The 16,454-nt window shown below is 41.0% G+C and carries 13 protein-coding genes; 9 read left to right on the top strand and 4 right to left on the bottom strand.

Annotated features, from left to right (window positions below; genetic code table 11):
* Window positions 1–11: 11 nt before the first annotated feature.
* Genes AC6JAD_RS13265 through AC6JAD_RS13250 form a run of 4 tightly spaced genes read left to right on the top strand, consistent with a single transcriptional unit; the run spans window position 12 to window position 3,069 of the window.
* Window positions 12–932 (top strand): geranylgeranylglycerol-phosphate geranylgeranyltransferase, encoded by a 921-nt coding sequence (locus tag AC6JAD_RS13265; RefSeq protein ID WP_461303688.1) that lies wholly within the window; start codon window positions 12–14, stop codon window positions 930–932.
* Entirely contained in the window at window positions 929–1,522 is a 594-nt protein-coding gene (locus AC6JAD_RS13260; RefSeq protein WP_461303687.1) for a GNAT family N-acetyltransferase, read from the top strand. The genes AC6JAD_RS13265 and AC6JAD_RS13260 overlap by 4 nt, the downstream gene beginning before the upstream one ends.
* A gap of 6 nt (window positions 1,523–1,528) precedes the next feature.
* Window positions 1,529–2,122: a Maf family nucleotide pyrophosphatase gene (locus AC6JAD_RS13255; RefSeq protein ID WP_461303686.1), complete on the top strand. Its 594-nt coding sequence runs from the start codon at window positions 1,529–1,531 to the stop codon at window positions 2,120–2,122.
* A 26-nt stretch (window positions 2,123–2,148) separates the two neighbouring features.
* Window positions 2,149–3,069, top strand: a complete 921-nt coding sequence (locus tag AC6JAD_RS13250) for a septum formation inhibitor Maf (protein ID WP_461303685.1) — start codon at window positions 2,149–2,151, stop codon at window positions 3,067–3,069.
* A gap of 1 nt (window position 3,070) precedes the next feature.
* Here the strand turns inward: AC6JAD_RS13250 and AC6JAD_RS13245 are convergent, their stop codons facing one another.
* The 3 genes from AC6JAD_RS13245 to AC6JAD_RS13235 are packed head-to-tail and all read right to left on the bottom strand — an operon-like array spanning window position 3,071 to window position 7,044.
* A complete protein-coding gene (locus AC6JAD_RS13245) occupies window positions 3,071–5,572 on the bottom strand; it encodes a TonB-dependent receptor (RefSeq protein WP_461303684.1) in 2,502 nt (833 codons plus the stop codon).
* Window positions 5,565–6,470 (bottom strand): FecR family protein, encoded by a 906-nt coding sequence (locus tag AC6JAD_RS13240; protein ID WP_461303683.1) that lies wholly within the window; start codon window positions 6,468–6,470, stop codon window positions 5,565–5,567. The genes AC6JAD_RS13245 and AC6JAD_RS13240 overlap by 8 nt, the downstream gene beginning before the upstream one ends.
* 49 nt (window positions 6,471–6,519) lie before the next feature.
* Window positions 6,520–7,044 (bottom strand): RNA polymerase sigma factor, encoded by a 525-nt coding sequence (locus AC6JAD_RS13235; protein ID WP_461303682.1) that lies wholly within the window; start codon window positions 7,042–7,044, stop codon window positions 6,520–6,522.
* Window positions 7,045–7,168: 124 nt separating this feature from the next.
* Between AC6JAD_RS13235 and AC6JAD_RS13230 the strand changes: the two genes are divergently transcribed.
* The 5 genes from AC6JAD_RS13230 (at window position 7,169) to AC6JAD_RS13210 (ending at window position 15,380) form a co-directional block, all read left to right on the top strand.
* A complete protein-coding gene (locus tag AC6JAD_RS13230) occupies window positions 7,169–8,950 on the top strand; it encodes a hypothetical protein (RefSeq protein ID WP_461303681.1) in 1,782 nt (593 codons plus the stop codon).
* Window positions 8,951–8,961: 11 nt separating this feature from the next.
* Entirely contained in the window at window positions 8,962–9,465 is a 504-nt protein-coding gene (locus tag AC6JAD_RS13225) for a hypothetical protein (RefSeq protein WP_461303680.1), read from the top strand.
* Between the two features lie 156 nt (window positions 9,466–9,621).
* Window positions 9,622–12,126 carry a PIG-L family deacetylase gene (locus AC6JAD_RS13220; protein ID WP_461303679.1) on the top strand — a complete coding sequence of 835 codons (2,505 nt, stop codon included), beginning with the start codon at window positions 9,622–9,624 and terminating at the stop codon, window positions 12,124–12,126.
* A gap of 116 nt (window positions 12,127–12,242) precedes the next feature.
* Window positions 12,243–13,934, top strand: a complete 1,692-nt coding sequence (locus AC6JAD_RS13215; RefSeq protein ID WP_461303678.1) for a sodium:solute symporter family protein — start codon at window positions 12,243–12,245, stop codon at window positions 13,932–13,934.
* A 234-nt stretch (window positions 13,935–14,168) separates the two neighbouring features.
* Window positions 14,169–15,380, top strand: coding sequence for a two-component regulator propeller domain-containing protein (locus tag AC6JAD_RS13210; RefSeq protein WP_461303677.1), 1,212 nt, complete (start codon window positions 14,169–14,171; stop codon window positions 15,378–15,380).
* Window positions 15,381–15,453: 73 nt separating this feature from the next.
* Here AC6JAD_RS13210 and AC6JAD_RS13205 read toward each other — a convergent pair whose 3' ends face one another.
* Window positions 15,454–16,380 (bottom strand): hypothetical protein, encoded by a 927-nt coding sequence (locus tag AC6JAD_RS13205; RefSeq protein WP_461303676.1) that lies wholly within the window; start codon window positions 16,378–16,380, stop codon window positions 15,454–15,456.
* Window positions 16,381–16,454 lie beyond the last annotated feature (74 nt).

Raw genomic sequence — 16,454 nt, 5'->3', positions numbered from 1 at the left:
ATGTATTTGCTATGATTTCATATGTAAAGCTTCTAAGGCCCATCAATCTATTGCTCATTGTTCTTATACAATGTCTTATAAAATATGGTCTCCTAGAATCTTGGCAGGTACAAACCCAACTTTCAACAATTCAATTTGTGATATTGGTGATTATTACTCTCCTAATTGCAGGCGCAGGTAATGTGGTCAACGATATTTTTGACGAAGCTGTTGATCGAATTAACAAGCCGGATAAAATGATCGTTTGGCGGCTTCTTTCAGAAAAAAAAGCGTACAACTATTACATAGTCCTAAACATTATGGGAGTGGGATTAGGGTTTTATTTGGCAAACTCCATTGGCCATCCCGGATTGACCGCAGTTTTTATTGGCATTTCCGCCCTGTTGTATATCTATGCCACCCATGTAAAGGCAATGCTGCTGGTGGGGAACCTATTGGTTTCCCTATTGGTTGCCATGAGTTTAATGGTAATGATACTTTTCGATATCTACCCAACTATCGATTTGGAAGTGACACCTTTACAGGTTAAGGCCTCCAAGGTTATTCTATTCTATGCGGGTTTTGCTTTTTTTATGAACCTCATACGGGAAATTGTAAAGGACCTTCAGGATATAGATGGGGATAAAAATGGCGGAAGGAATTCCCTGCCCATTGTATTGGGAAGAACCCGAGCTACCAATCTGGTATTTGCCATGGGAGCCATAACGTTTCTAGGAATCTTATATATCACTTATCTTAAATTATATACCTACACCTGGCTTTCGTTTTATTTTGTCTTTTTAATCGCTGCCCCCCTGCTCATTTTCTGTATTAAAGCATGGAACGCTGAGACCAAAAAGGACTATGCCGGTTTATCGGTACTATTAAAAATAATCATGTTATTAGGGGTATGCTCCCTTCCCCTTTTCGCTAAATCCTTCCTGCCCGTATGAATTTTGATGTATCCAGAACCTTCACATTGGAGAACGATCGTGTATTGCTAAGGCCTCTTGAAAAAGGGGATATAGACCATTTGTTGCCATTTTCCATTTACGAGCCCGAGCTTTGGACCTATTCATTGATCTCTGGAGCTGGCGAAGAGAATTTCAGGGATTATATGGATGTTGCTTTTGAAAAAAAGAATATCGGGGACTCCTACCCTTTTATTGTTTTCGATAAGAATGTCCAGCGTTACGCAGGCAGTACCCGATTTTATGATATTCAGCCCTACCACAAAACCCTTCAACTGGGCTACACTTGGTATGGAAAAGATTTTCAAGGAACCGGACTTAATAAGCATTGCAAATACCTTTTGCTCGAGTTCGCATTTGAGGTAATAAATGTAGAACGTGTGGAGTTCCGTGCAGATGCGAATAACGCACGAAGTATTGCCGCTATGAAGAGTATTGGCTGCACACCCGAAGGTATCCTAAGGAACAACTGTACAGCTCCCGAAGGACGAAGAAGCAGTATTGTCTTGAGTATTCTGAAAGAGGAATGGTTTCTGGGCGCAAAACAACAATTAAAGAATAAATTAATCTAATCCTTCATGCTAAGAAGTAAGCTAACAAACCACAATATAATCCTTGCCTCCGGCTCTCCGAGGCGGCAGAATTTCTTCAAATTACTGGACATAGATTTCAGTGTTGATGTTCGAGAAGTGGATGAAGTCTATCCCGAAGAACTGAAAGAAGACGCCATAACAGATTACCTAGCACAATTGAAAGCTGCTGTCTTTAACGATATTGGCGAAAAGGATATCATTGTAACCAGCGACACCATTGTTTGGAAAGATGGCGCTGCCATTGGCAAACCAAAAGATACGGAAGATGCCAAAAGAATGCTATTCGAGTTAAGTGGTACTTCCCATGAAGTGTTCACTTCAGTGTGCTTTACGGGGAACAACTTTCAAAAAACGGTAAATGACCGCACAAAAGTTTGGTTTAAAACACTTACCGAAGAAGAAATAGACTATTATTTAGACGCCTATCGACCTTATGACAAAGCAGGAAGCTACGGTATACAGGACTGGCTGGGATATATTGGGATCGAAAAACTGGAAGGCTGCTTTTTTAACGTCATGGGACTGCCCACTAGGCTTGTTTACAAAACGTTAATGGAGATTGCCGATAAGGGTGTGTAGCGTACCTTTATAGAAAATATGCTGTCATGAAAAATGCGATCCAATTTTCACTTCTGTTGGTATCCCTTGTGATCCTTCAATCCTGCCAGAATTCAAAAAAAGAAGACCAAACACTTGCCATGTCTTCGGGTTCCATAGTAGAGAATACCTTGTCCGAGCGAAGAAATCTATCGGAAGAATTTAAAGAGTATTGGTACGGAGGAACAGCTGAGATTACTTCTTATTCCCTATCACAGGAGCGTTATGGTGAATTGAGGGAAGGCACATCGGTAAACATCTATGTTACCGAGGATTTCCTTCCAGAAGTTCAGGTAAAGGCAAATCGCTCGGCACCTAACAACATTCCAGTACTGAAATTGAATAATACTAAAAAATACCTTACCGGAATTTATCCTTATTCGGTTATGACGAGTACTTTCAGTCCTGTTTCGGAGCAAAGTCATGCAATAAAGGTTTCTCACTCCATGCAGGAATGGTGTGGCCATGTATATATGCAGCTTAACAACAGAAATGGCTACGAACTGAAAGCGCATTCCTACTTTGAAGGGGAAGCAGATCAGGAATGGAAAGTTCCAGAAGTTTGGTTAGAAAGTGAATTATGGAACCTTATCCGTATTAATCCTGAAGAACTTCCAACGGGGAATTTCGATATCCTTCCAAGTTTCGAGTTTGCCCGAATGAGCCATAAGGAGTTGGCCCCAACCAAAGCCACGGCAAGCCTAAAGCAAGACAGCGGTATTTCTAGCTATACCTTAACGTATCCTACTCACAATAGGGAACTCGTTATTCAATTCAATAGTGAGTTTCCATATATTATTGAAGGTTGGAAAGAGACCCACCCCAATGGACTGACCACCACGGCTAAAAAAATGAAGCAGATTAAATCTGCCTACTGGGGTCAAAATTCCAATAAGTATGTATTCCTAAGGGATTCCCTAGGTATATAGCTTAAAAATAACACCGAATGGTAGCGTTGGTGGTAATGCCTAATGAAGTCTGCCTAAATTGCTGTGCCTCATTTGTCTGGTTTACCCGATAGAAACGATTAATCTCGTTATTAGTGTTCAACAAGTTCCAAACGGAAACACCAAACTGCCATCGCGTTTTCTCAAAAATTAGATCGTACATAAGGGAAGCGTCCCATCTAAGGTAATCATCTAAACGTTCCGTGTTGGAGGATGCGTAATTAACGGCATTTTGAACCACTTCATTTCCCATCATAGGTTCTGTGGTAGGCTTTCCGGTTCGCCAATTAATCCCTGTAGATACTTTTAGGTCTTTATAGTTATAGCTAATCCCGCCGACCACGGCATGGGTAATGTCTAAGTTGCTAGGGAAAGATTCTTCTTGAAGATTTTCGAAGGTATAGGTATTGTCCATAAAGGAATAGCTCATCCAGAAATTAAGATCCTGTATCCGTTTGCGAAACAGAAAGTCCAAACCAAAAACTTCATAGCTACCTGCCGATTTAACAAATTCGTACTGATCCAGAAATCCTTGACTTTGGGTGGTGATTCCCTCCACCTTCTTAAAATATCCTTCGGCACTCAACAACCAACCTTTTCTTGAGTAATTCAAGCCCAATGCGGCCTGTTTACTCTCCAATACAGGGATATCGGCATCATTGGCCAATTGCCATCTCCGCTTTTCTACCCCTAAAAAGTCATTCTGAAAATTAATGATTTGGGAAGCTACCTGATGCTTCATCTCACCCAGTAATTCGACACTAAAGTATTCGGCAAACTTTTGGGTAATGGTAATTCTGGGTTCAAAAATACTCTTCTGAAATTTATCCAGATAATTGTACCGAAAGCCCAATTGCATTCTAGTGTTTTGATCAACCGAAAGGTAATCCCCTTGAATAAATCCACTATGCGAACGCACCACTTCTGCAATTAAGGAACGGAACAAGGGAACATCAACATCGTCTAAGTTGGTGACTTTGGTTTCTATAAATTGGTACCCCAAATGACCGGTCCATCGCTCGTTAAATTGATAACTACCCTTTAAACGGCTTCCAGTTTCAGACACTTTATTCTCTTGCAGGAATCGCTGTGACAACAGCAAATTGGCATTGATTGCCCTTAGCCTGTAATCACTTTCATAGATTTGAAATGTAGTGGTAAAAGCATCGCTCCATTCCCGCTCATAAAAAAGCCCTCCGGCAAGGTTGTTTTGGGTTACACTGCTGGTCCTAGTCGTTTCTACACCGGATACCGTAGCATTTTCATCGAAAGCCAATTGATTATCCATTACGATGAAATTCAATCGCAATCGATCTTTATCACTTAAGCGGTATAGCCATCGTAATGAAACATCGTAAAAATCGAATGTCTGATCTGTATTGACTGCCGCCTCCGAATTTTCGGATACTTCGGTATTCTGGGAGATCCGATCGAAATACGACTCATACGTTGGTGTTTTCCAAACATCGCTAATGGATTTTCTTCCTGCGAACTGCAGAGACGACTTTTCGCTAATAGGTATGTCCAAAAACCCACTCGCATCAATCAAGTTCACCCCGAGGTTTCCTTTCCATTCCACATTTACCTCCTGTTCCGTTTCCATGGCTATCGTTCCGGACACACCATCCGAATATGCCGAAGGGGTTCCGTTCTTGCGCAATGATACTTTCTGGGTTATTTGTGGGTTAAATGCCGAAATAAGTCCAAAGAAATGTCCGGTTTTGTACATTTTAATATCATCCCAAAGAATAAGGTTCTGATCATGTGTCCCTCCGCGAATATTGATATTGGAAACCGTTTCGTTGATACTCTGTATTCCAGGAAAAGCTTGAACAGCTTGTAACACGTCCGGTTCAATTAATCCCGGCAGCAATCCGAATTTTTCCACATCGATCTGAAAATCCCCAGTATTTAGTTTATCGATTCCCTGTACCAAGTAGTTAGAAAGGATTACCTGGGATAGTTGCTCGGTCTTAGGAACCAAATACACGGCATCGCATGAAGTGGTCTTGAAATACTGATAATTCCGTTCCAACGTTTTGTACCCCAAATACCGAATGGAAACAGATGCCTGGGCATGCTGTACCCGAATCTTAAAATACCCTTGCGCATTGGTAATTACGGAAGCACCACCTGCCTGAATAGTAGCGCCAGGCAAAGGCTCTAATGTGTCTTTGTCAAGTATATAACCACAGAGGGAAAGAGACGTATTCTGTTTTATGGACACAAAGTTATTCTCCAGTACTTCGAAGATGAGTCCCGTTTGCTCTGCCAATGAGTTTACAGCTTGTAGTAGGGTTTGTTCGGCAGCGGGGGTTTCGACATAGATGTCCAATACCGTGCGTTCTGCATAGTTAAAGGTACATGTATAGCGATCCTCTAATTGAGACAATACCTGTACCAATGGCTTGGTCTCTTGGGCCCACCCCAAAAAACATCCTGCCCACAATAAAAAGATGAGTAAAAAGCCTGATTTACTATTCACGTTTTTCCAGCCTCACAGTATTATTCGATTCAATTGTATAGGTTAATTCTAAGGGCTGTGTAATCGATTTTAAAGCATTCTCTAAACTGTCGTGTACAAAACCACCGCTAAATTCAGGATTGAAATTAGAAGGGGAAATGATAATTGTCACGTTGTATTGTCTTTCTAACTCAGCAATTACCTTGGTGAAAGGAACTGTTTTAAAACTACTTACGTTCTTGGTCCATTGTGGCTGTAGATAGGAAGTTTTGGAAAAACTGAGGCTTCCATCCATAAGACGGAACGCATCGCCTGCCCTTAATTCCCTTACGGTCTCCCCTGCACTCACACGAACAATTCCTTCAAAGCACTTCACTTCAAAGAAACCTTGACGTTGTTTTACATTGAACTGTGTTCCCACTACGGTTACCACTCCATCTACTGTTTTTACATCGAACACCTTTCCTTTGGCCACCTTGAAATAGGCCTCACCATCTAAGGAAACTTCTCTTTTATCTTCCCAATTACCTTCGTTAAAACTAAGTGTGGAAAGTGCATTAAGAACGACTTCAGATTGGTCCGGTAAGGTAATGTTCGTTTTCTCGGAAGCCAAGGTGCTTACTGTATTGAGGCTATTGAAAAAGAATAGGAAATAAAGTCCTAATCCAATTACCAGAACAGCAGCAATGCGCATTAGAGGCGACATATACCGCACTGGTTTATTCGATTTTTTTGAAGGCAAGCCCTTTTTGAAGGTATCAAAATCTGGTACTTCAGAGAAATGGGAAGCCTTAAAATGTGCAGCATTTTCAATAATGGCTGTGTTCAGGTCATGATCATCTAGTGCCTCGAACGCCTTGCGTTCTTCGGGTGTAAGATCGTCCTTCAACCATTTTTCTATTAAGTAATCTTTATCCATACAATGCTTTTCTTACCTATATAACAACTGTCCCCTTAAAACTCCTGAATTATTTTAATTTGAATCCTTTCAACTCGCTTTTCAGCTTATTGAACGCACTATAAATTCGATATTCCACCACTTTTTGAGTCACTCCCAAAATTTCGGCTATTTCACTGTGTTTTTTTCCTTCAATCTTATTCAACGTAAAAGCTACGCGCTGTTCTTCTGTTAAATTGGCCAATGCATTTTCATATTGATTTAAAAACTCTTGTTGCCTAAGGACAAACTCAGGATCTTCATTCGTATGCTCCTTAGGTTTCAATTGCCTATGCCTTAGAACGACTTTCTGATGCTTCACTTCATTTAACATCATATTATTGGCAACAGTGAACAAAAAGGATTTGGCCGACTCCCAAGTTACTTTGGCGCAGTTCTCCCATAATTTAATGAACGCTTCCTGTGCTTTGTCGCCAGGGTTTAATTGCTCCCCATATTTATAATAGAGGAAATCATGCACGTCTTTCGAATATTTCTCGTACACTTTCGAAAAGACGCTTTCACGACAAATATCTTCGTTCAGGTTCTTGGCCAAGCTAGTTGTTTTTATAAAGTGTGAAAGTTAGTAAATAAAAAAATCAAAAAAACTTTCAGGAGTTTTTATATGCAAGTTGTTTTAGTAGTAAACCTAGCAAAAAATGTTAATCAATACTAAAGCTATGAAATCAATACTAAAAAAATCTTTACTAGCACTCTTCGTTGCAGCTGCTCTTTTTTCATGTAGAACCGAAGAAACCCAATTCGTGCAAGAAGACCCCAACCAAATACTTGGTGCCAATGCCAATGTAAAAACATTAATTCAAAACACAGTGACCAACGATGGTTCGTACGATAATATTATAGATGGTGCGAGCTGTTTCGACATTCAATTACCAGTAACGGTAGTTGCTAATGGCATTGAAGTAGTTATTACAACTGAGGACGATGTGGATCAGGTGGAAGCCATTTTTGATGAGTTTCCCGACGACACGGATACCTTAGAGATCAATTTTCCCATCACGATCATAGATGAGGGATACAATCCAACCGTAATTAATAGCCAAGGCGAACTAAACGCTGCTGCCTTACAATGTGGGCCTGACAATTCGCCCGATGACGATATAGAATGTATCGATTTCCAATACCCTATTACTGCCAATATATTTAATCAGAACAATGAACAAATTGATACCGTTGTATTTAACAGCGATGAAGAGTTGTTCGATTTTGTAGACGATATTGACGAAGACCTTATCATTGTATTCCAATTTCCTATTACAGTGATCCTTTCTGATGGAACCACACAACAAATAAATGACTTTGATGAACTGGAAGATGTTATCGAAGATGCGGCAGACGATTGCGACGAGGACGATGATAACGATCCTGACGACGATGATTGTGAAGACTGCACCATAGAAGACCTTGAAAGCCTTATCACAGATTGTTCGGAGTGGATGGTAGACAAATTGGAAAGAGATGACCAAGACCTTGAAGACCAATATGCAGGGTATGTGTTCAACTTTAACGAAGACGGAACCATATCTGTTGAAAGTGCCAGCGATAACTTCTCCGGAACCTGGGAGATCTCGGAAACTTCCGAAGGAATTGAATTAGAACTGAACATTCCAAACCTACCCGACTTCAACGACCCATGGATCTTGCATGAAATCGAAGAAGAAACGGATGGAGACGGATTTAGCTTTGACCTACGATTAGGCGATGATCGATTGGAGTTTGAAAGTGATTGTGACGATGTTGGCGACGGACCGGATGATGGCGAACTTGTAGCCGCCCTTACCACTGGCGACTGGTACATTACTTACTTCTTCGACGATGAAGATGAAACCTCAGACTTTGCCAACTATGTTTTCAATTTCAATATGGATGGTACAGGAACAGCCGATAATGGCTCCATGGTAACCGATGGTATATGGGATACTTCAGATGGCGATCAAACGGATCTCGAACTTAGCTTAAACTTTGGAGATGGAGTTCCATTAGATGAATTGGCCGATGACTGGGATGTACTCGAAGTGACCCAGGACATTATACGCTTAAAAGATGTTAGCGGAGACGGATCGGAAGACTTCCTCACTTTCGAAAGGGAACCTTCTGGAGGAGGAGGTTCCGATCTGTCGGACATCCTAGCCGACGGAACCTGGTTTGTGAGCCTGTACTCCGATGATGGGGACGATCAAACAAATGACTACGCAGGATATACGGTAGAATTCAATACAGATGGAACCGTTGTTGCCCAAAGCAGCTCGAATACGAATAATGGAACCTGGCAAGCCCAGAATTCGGATAACAACTTATTCCTGGACTTTGGAACTGCCATTCCCTTTGAAGAATTTAATGATGACTGGGATGTCGTATCCGTAAGTGATACCATGGTCGAGCTTATGGATGTAAGCGGCGGTGGCGGTGGAACCGATATCCTAATTTTTGAAAAACAATAAACCAAAATAACATGAAACTAAAATGGAGCGCCATACTAGTACTGGGAATCTTTATGGGATTGGCAACCTCATGCTCAAAAGAAGATTCTGCAGATAATAACAGTCAGAACAATAATAGTTCAAGTAGCGTAGAACAAGTTAAGAGTATTGCCCAAAGCGGTAATTGGCAAGTCACCTATTTCTGGGATACCGACTCTGATGAGACCAATGACTTCGCAGGTTATACTTTCAGATTCAACAATGATGGTAGCCTTGTGGCAACCAATGGGAGCACCACAATGAACGGAACCTGGTCTGTTGAGGACGATGACAGCAATTCTTCTGGCGACAGCGATAGCAATGATAGTACGGACGATGATGATTTCAATATCTTCTTTCCCGTACCAGACACCAACGATTTTGAAGACTTGAACGACGATTGGGACATTGTGTCCATAAGCGACAATAGAATTGAGCTAACTGATGTTAGTGGTGGGAATGGAGGTACGGACTTCCTGACCTTCGAAAAAATTTAACCTCGACTTTTCTGCCCTAATACAAGAGGTTAAGTCTGACCCGCCTTGGTTTGGTGAATACCAAGGCGGTTTTTTTATGAATGTTAAAGAAAACTAAAGCCTGATTCGCAGGTTTCAAATTTCAATATCTTTGAGACACACTAAATAGTATAACCAGTGGCTCATACAAAACTACGATCCCTTGTTTTCCTTTCCGTATTGGTATCCTTTCAACTCCTTGCACAACAGCCGGAGAAATGGAATGCCTCAGAGATTTACCATCATCTTAAAAAATTGAATTTCGTGGGTTCTGCCCTTTATGTAGCAGCACACCCCGATGACGAAAACACACGCCTTATCTCCTATTTGGCAAACGATGTAAAAGCGAGAACTGCCTATCTTTCCCTTACCAGAGGCGATGGTGGCCAGAATTTGGTAGGTCCCGAAATCCGTGAACTATTGGGTGTCATTAGAACCCAAGAGCTGCTACAGGCAAGGGCAACCGATGGGGGAAGTCAAATGTTTACAAGAGCCAACGACTTTGGCTACTCAAAACATCCAGATGAAACCTTAGAGATTTGGAACCGTGATGCCGTAACCAGTGATGTAGTGAGAGCCATCCGAAAATGGAAACCAGATATTATCATAAATAGATTTAATCATAGAAACCCGGGAACCACTCATGGTCACCATACCTCATCGGCCATGCTTAGTTTCGAAACCTTCGACATGATAGGTGATGCTACCAAATATCCCGAAACGGCCAAGGAATTTGGCGTATGGCAGCCTAAACGTTTGTTTTTTAATACCTCTTGGTGGTTCTATGGAAGCCGTGAAAAATTTGCAGAAGCCGACAAAACCAATATCCTTGAAGTAGAAACTGGAAGCTATTATCCCGAACTAGGGCTCTCCAATGGCGAGATCGCTTCCTTAAGTCGAAGCATGCATAAATCCCAAGGATTTGGTAGCACTGGAACCCGAGGTGGACAAATAGAATACCTCGAGTTTTTAAAAGGGGATTTCCCCGAAGACAAAACCAACCTATTCGATGGCATCAATACTACTTGGTCGCGTTTGGAAGGTGGAAAAGCCATTGGCGATATCCTATATGGTGTTGAAAAAGATTTCGACTTCAAAAACCCTGCTGCCAGTGTTCCTAAATTAATGGATGCTTATGAACTGATTAAGAATCTGAAAGACGCGCATTGGCGGGAAATAAAAACTGAAGAAATAAAGTCGCTTATAGAGCAATGCCTTGGACTGTACCTAGAAGCTGTTGCAGATCAGCAAAGTATCGCACCCAAAGGGAATGTAAAAGTGACCATAGAAGCCATAAATCGATCTGACGTATCTGTTAGCCTCAACAGCGTAAGTTCCCCAGTTATTTCTTTTCCCTCCCAATTGGTGGCTACGCCCCTTCAAAACAATACCAAGCAAACCATGGAAAGTGTAGAAGGAACATTTAATGTGATTGAAACCAGCGCACCTTATTGGTTGAAACAACAAGGAACTTTGGGCATGTATAGGGTAGACAATAAAGACTTAATTGGTTCTCCTGAAAGGAACGATCATTTCCCAGTTCACTTTAATCTGACTATTCAGGGAAGACAGGTTCAGATCACAAAAGACATTGTCTATAAATTCAACGATCCGGTAAAAGGTGAAGTATATAGGCCTTTTGAAGTACTCCCGCCAGTAACCTCTTCCATTCCCGAAAAGGTACTCATCTTTTCTTCCGAAGAGGCCCGTGACATTCCTGTCGAGATAAAGGCCGGTAGGGAACAAATAAATGGAACTGTTACATTACAGCATCCTCAAGGATGGAAGGTAGAACCAGCTTCCCAATCATATACTTTGGAAACCAAAGGATCTACTCAAACCCTTACCTTCAAAGTAACCCCTCCCAAAGATCGTAGTGAAGGCTATATAAAACCTTTGGTCCAAATTGGGGATACATTCCACACCAAGGAACTCATTACTATAGACTACGACCATATTCCATATCAAAGTGTATTGATACCCTCGCAGGCCAAAGTTGCTAGGATCCCAATTGAAAAGAAGGGTGAAAACATTGGGTATATTAAAGGTGCGGGAGACGCCATTCCGGAGAGTTTGGCCCAAATAGGTTATTCGGTTACTACCATTGAACCTTCAAGCATATCTGAAGAGTCCCTAAAGGGCTACGACGCAATTGTAGTGGGAATTCGTGCCTACAATACGGTTCCACAATTGCAGTTTAAGCAAGATATCCTTCACGACTATGTGGAAAATGGCGGTACATTATTATTACAGTACAATACCAGTAGACGGCTTGTTACGGACAAAATCGCGCCCTTTCATCTAAAACTGTCACGTGATCGTGTGACCGATGAATACTCTAGTGTTTCTATATTGGAGCCTAATCACCCTGCATTAAATTCCCCTAACAAGATCACCAAATTGGATTTTGAAGGTTGGGTTCAGGAACGGGGACTTTATTTTCCCAACGAATGGGGTGAGGAATTCACACCGCTTTTGGGAATGAACGACGAAGATTATCCAGAAACCAAGGGAGCCCTGCTCATTGCCAAACATGGAAAAGGCCATTATATCTATACCGGACTTAGCTTCTTCCGGGAGCTTCCCGCTGGTGTTTCCGGAGCGTATCGCTTGTTCGCAAACCTTTTATCCCTCGGTCAATAATGGAACAAGAACCTAAAGCACCTTTGAAATGGAAAAAAAGTTATACGTTGGTATTACTTTTCAACGTACTTTATTTTATCATTTTTTACCTCATTACCCAAAGCTATAATTAATATATGAGTTTCATAGATTGGATCATCTTACTGGGCACCTTACTATTCATTGTTGGGTTTGGAATCTATAAAACCCGTGGAAACAAAAGTGTTTCAGATTACCTAAAAGGAGGAAATCAAGCTAATTGGTGGACTATAGGGCTCAGTGTCATGGCCACACAAGCAAGCGCCATTACCTTCCTCTCAACCCCTGGACAGGCGTTTCATAGTGGAATGGGTTTTGTGCAGTTTTACTTTGGGCTTCCCATAGCCATGGTAGTCATCTGTTTGGTCTTTATTCCCCTGTATCATAAACTGAAGGTGTATACCGCCTATGAATATTTGGAAAGTAGATTCGATCTTAAAACCCGAACCTTAACAGCCATTTTCTTTTTAATACAAAGGGGGCTGGCAGCTGGAATTACCATTTTTGCCCCATCCATTATACTTTCTGCAGTATTGGGTTGGAATTTAATCTACCTAAACATTATAATAGGAATTTTAGTGGTCATTTATACCGTAAGTGGCGGGACCAAGGCTGTAAACATCACCCAAAAGCAACAGATGGCAGTCATTTTTGGTGGAATGCTCATTGCCTTTTTAATAATCCTAAACTTACTTCCGTTGGATGTTGGATTTGGAGATGCGGTCGAAATCGCAGGGATAAATGATAAAATGAAGGTATTGGATTTCTCATTCGACCTTGAAAACCGTTATACCGTCTGGACTGGGCTTATAGGAGGAACTTTCCTGATGCTATCATATTTCGGAACAGATCAGAGTCAGGTGCAACGTTATTTGTCCGGGAAATCGGTGCGGGAAAGCCAGATGGGTATGATCATGAATGGTTTCCTTAAGGTTCCCATGCAATTCTTCATTCTATTTATTGGGGTCATGGTATTTGTGTTTTATCAATTTAGTAGTTCTCCATTAAATTTTAATCCAGCCGCGGAAGCCGATGTACTCAATAGTGAATATGCAGCGGAGTATTTCGATCTGCAAGCAGAAAAGGAAGCCTTGGAAAAGGACAAAGAGACGCTTCATATAGCCTATATCGAAGCTTCAGATGCATCAAAGGAAGATTTAGCAGCACAAATAAAAGAACTCAATTCCCAAGAGATAGCGCTCCGTGACCAAGCCAAAGAGCTTATTGTTAGAGCGAATCCACAAGCCGAAACCAATGATAAGGATTATGTATTTATTCACTTTATTTTGAATAACCTTCCCATAGGCCTCATCGGTTTACTATTAGCCGCAATTTTAAGTGCCGCCATGTCTTCTACCGCGAGTGAATTAAATGCCTTGGGCTCCACCACAGCCATTGACCTATACAAGAGAAATGTACAAGGCAGGGATGACAAACACTACCTCAAAATGAGTAAGTGGTTTACCTTTCTTTGGGGAATCATTGCCATTTTGGTAGCCTGTGTAGCAAATCTATTTGAAAACCTTATCGAACTTGTAAATATCATTGGGTCTATCTTTTATGGAAATATCCTCGGAGTATTCATGCTCGCATTTTTTATCAAGTTCGTAAAGAGCCGTGCTACCTTTATTGCTGCCATAATAACACAAATAATCATTGTAGGTATTTGGTGGTTAGATAACATAGGAAAGATAGATCTCCCCTATTTATGGCTCAATGCCCTTGGATGTTGTTTGGTTATGGGTATTGCCATAATCCTACAAGTTGCTGCACCCAGTAAAAAAGAATAATTCCGATCGGAAGTATAGATTCATGTAGCACTACTGCCCAATTCCCTTAACTATCAGTGTTTTACGGAATGTAATATTGACCTGCCAGTCTTTTACAAACCACGACTTCAGGTAATTTTCAAGGCTTTCCCCTATTTATAAAGGGAAGGTTCCCTTCCTTTTTTATTGGGATCATCGAACATAACTTAGACCTAGAAAATGGATAACCAACCAGTTAACATTAAACTCTAAGTCATGAAAAAAATACTATTTTATTCCCTCTGTATGGCTTTTATTTCTGGTTATACACTACATGCCCAAACTTGGACCAATTATACAACCGATGATGGTCTGATAGAAGGATTTATTTCCTCCATCATTCAGGATTCGGAAGGGGATTTTTGGTTTGGCGACTGGGGTAACGACACTTCTGCTGGAATCGGCTCCTTCGATGGAACGAATTGGACTTCCTATGGTGTAGGTGATGGCGCAGTAAGCAATGCCATCTTTTCCATTTTTCAGGATTCGCTAGGTGATTATTGGTTTGGATCCAGTGATGATTCTGGAGTATCCCAATTTGATGGTTCCACATGGACCAATTATACCATGATCGATGGACTTTTCGACAATAACGTTTATCACATTCTTGAAGATAAGGATAATTATCTGTGGTTCTGTGGATCGGGTGGTGTTACCAAATATGATGGCACTCATTGGGTTTCCTTAGACCCTACCCAAGGGATGCCCGCTGGTATATACCTAACTCAGATTCAAGATGCCGACGGCAATTTCTGGTTCGGTGGTTTAGGTGAACCAGGAGCGGTTTTTTATGATACTTCTATCTTCACACAGATCACGACGGCCGATGGTCTCTCCTCTAACAATATTTATGTCATTTTTCAGGACAGTAATGATAACATTTGGTTCGGCAATTATGACAATGTAGGTCTGGACAGGTATGATGGTACCGATTTTACCACTTTTACCATTGCCGATGGACTCTCGGGCAACAATGTACGGGCCATTGCGGAAGATAGTAATGGCAATCTCTATTTTGGAACCAATTTCGGTGTGTCCGTATATGATGGCACCGAATGGTCGATCCTTTCATCGGCAGATGGCCTTATCGAAGATCATGTGAGAGCAATTATAGAAGACGAGGAGGGCAATATGTGGTTCGGTACCTGGGGAGGCGTGAGCAAATACAATCCTACTTTAGGTCTGTTTGAAACCCTAAAGAAGGGGCTCACGGTATTCCCGAACCCTACCTCCTCTATCATGTATGTACAATCTGAAGAACACATATCCCAAATTCAGCTCTATTCCCTCGAGGGGAAGGAACTCATTTCGATAAAGGGAGATCAGTTGGATAGTATAGACCTTTCGGCATTTCCTTCGGGAAGTTACTTGCTAAAAGTAACCAGTGTCGATACAACGGTTGGCTTTCAACGGGTTTTGTTGCGTTAAATTTTTACTGAGCATTTACCAACATGGACCGGCATCCTTTGGAGGTCGGTCTACCTGTTTTTGCTCATATACATTATGGGATTTCATAGTAATTATATTCTTCCTCATCCCAAGTGGTTTGGTCGTCTATAATTCGTGTTTTGGTCAATGGCAAATTTTCATCATTATATGTAAACTGGTAATCCCATTGGTAGGTATTCCCGCTAATTTGATTGGTCCTTAAAATAGAAACCACGTTATTGGGCATATTGCTTCGTAAAAAAGGTTCTAGAGGATATAAGGAATTACGGTCTTGTCTTAATTGAAAGAAACCATAAATAAGAGGATTGTAATCCTTGAAAGCGTTGTAGTAAGGATTTATTTTATCATCATAGGATATCTCAAAAACATTATGCAAAGTAGCATCACCCACATCATTGGTCCTATATTCTTTACATTGCAGCAGAAGGAACTCATCGCTGTACTCAAATTCAAAATAATGGTAGGGTTCCGTACTTTGGCCTAAATCGATATATTCGAATCTTTCTAGTAGCCCTAAACTTTTATCAATAAAAGTATAGCGAATTATTTGGGTATTATCAAAAACCCTGCGTTCGACAATTCGTCCGTTAAAAACCATTTCTCCATACACCCAACCAATACCATCGCTACTTAAAATAGAAGTGTTATCCAGATTACTTAGAAGTCCATTTTGATAGCCATACCTCCATGTTTGCGAAAAATCCCAACCCCCTTCCAAAATAACGATCTTTTTCTCGGTCATTCTGTTTTGGGCATCATAGCTAAATTCATAATTGGGTCCGGATATTGGCTTGCCATCTTCCTCAAATTCAAGTATCCATTCTACAGGATCTTCAAAGAACTGTAAAACATGCGCGCTCTCAAGTGCACTAGGCTCTAGCTCTATTGTCTCTTCTACTGAATTCTTGTCCTCACTAGAACAGCCAACGCTAAAAATAACCATGAAAAGCAGTACATATGTAACCCTTAAATTCCCCATTGCTTTATGTTTAAGCTATTAAAATAGATAAAAGAATGAGGACTTTAGTCAATTACTACTCTAGGTTTATAAAA

It is taken from the genome of Aureisphaera sp., from assembly GCF_059726885.1.
The sequence above is the reverse complement of the archived record's forward strand: the minus strand, read 5'-3'. Positions and strand labels throughout refer to the sequence as shown.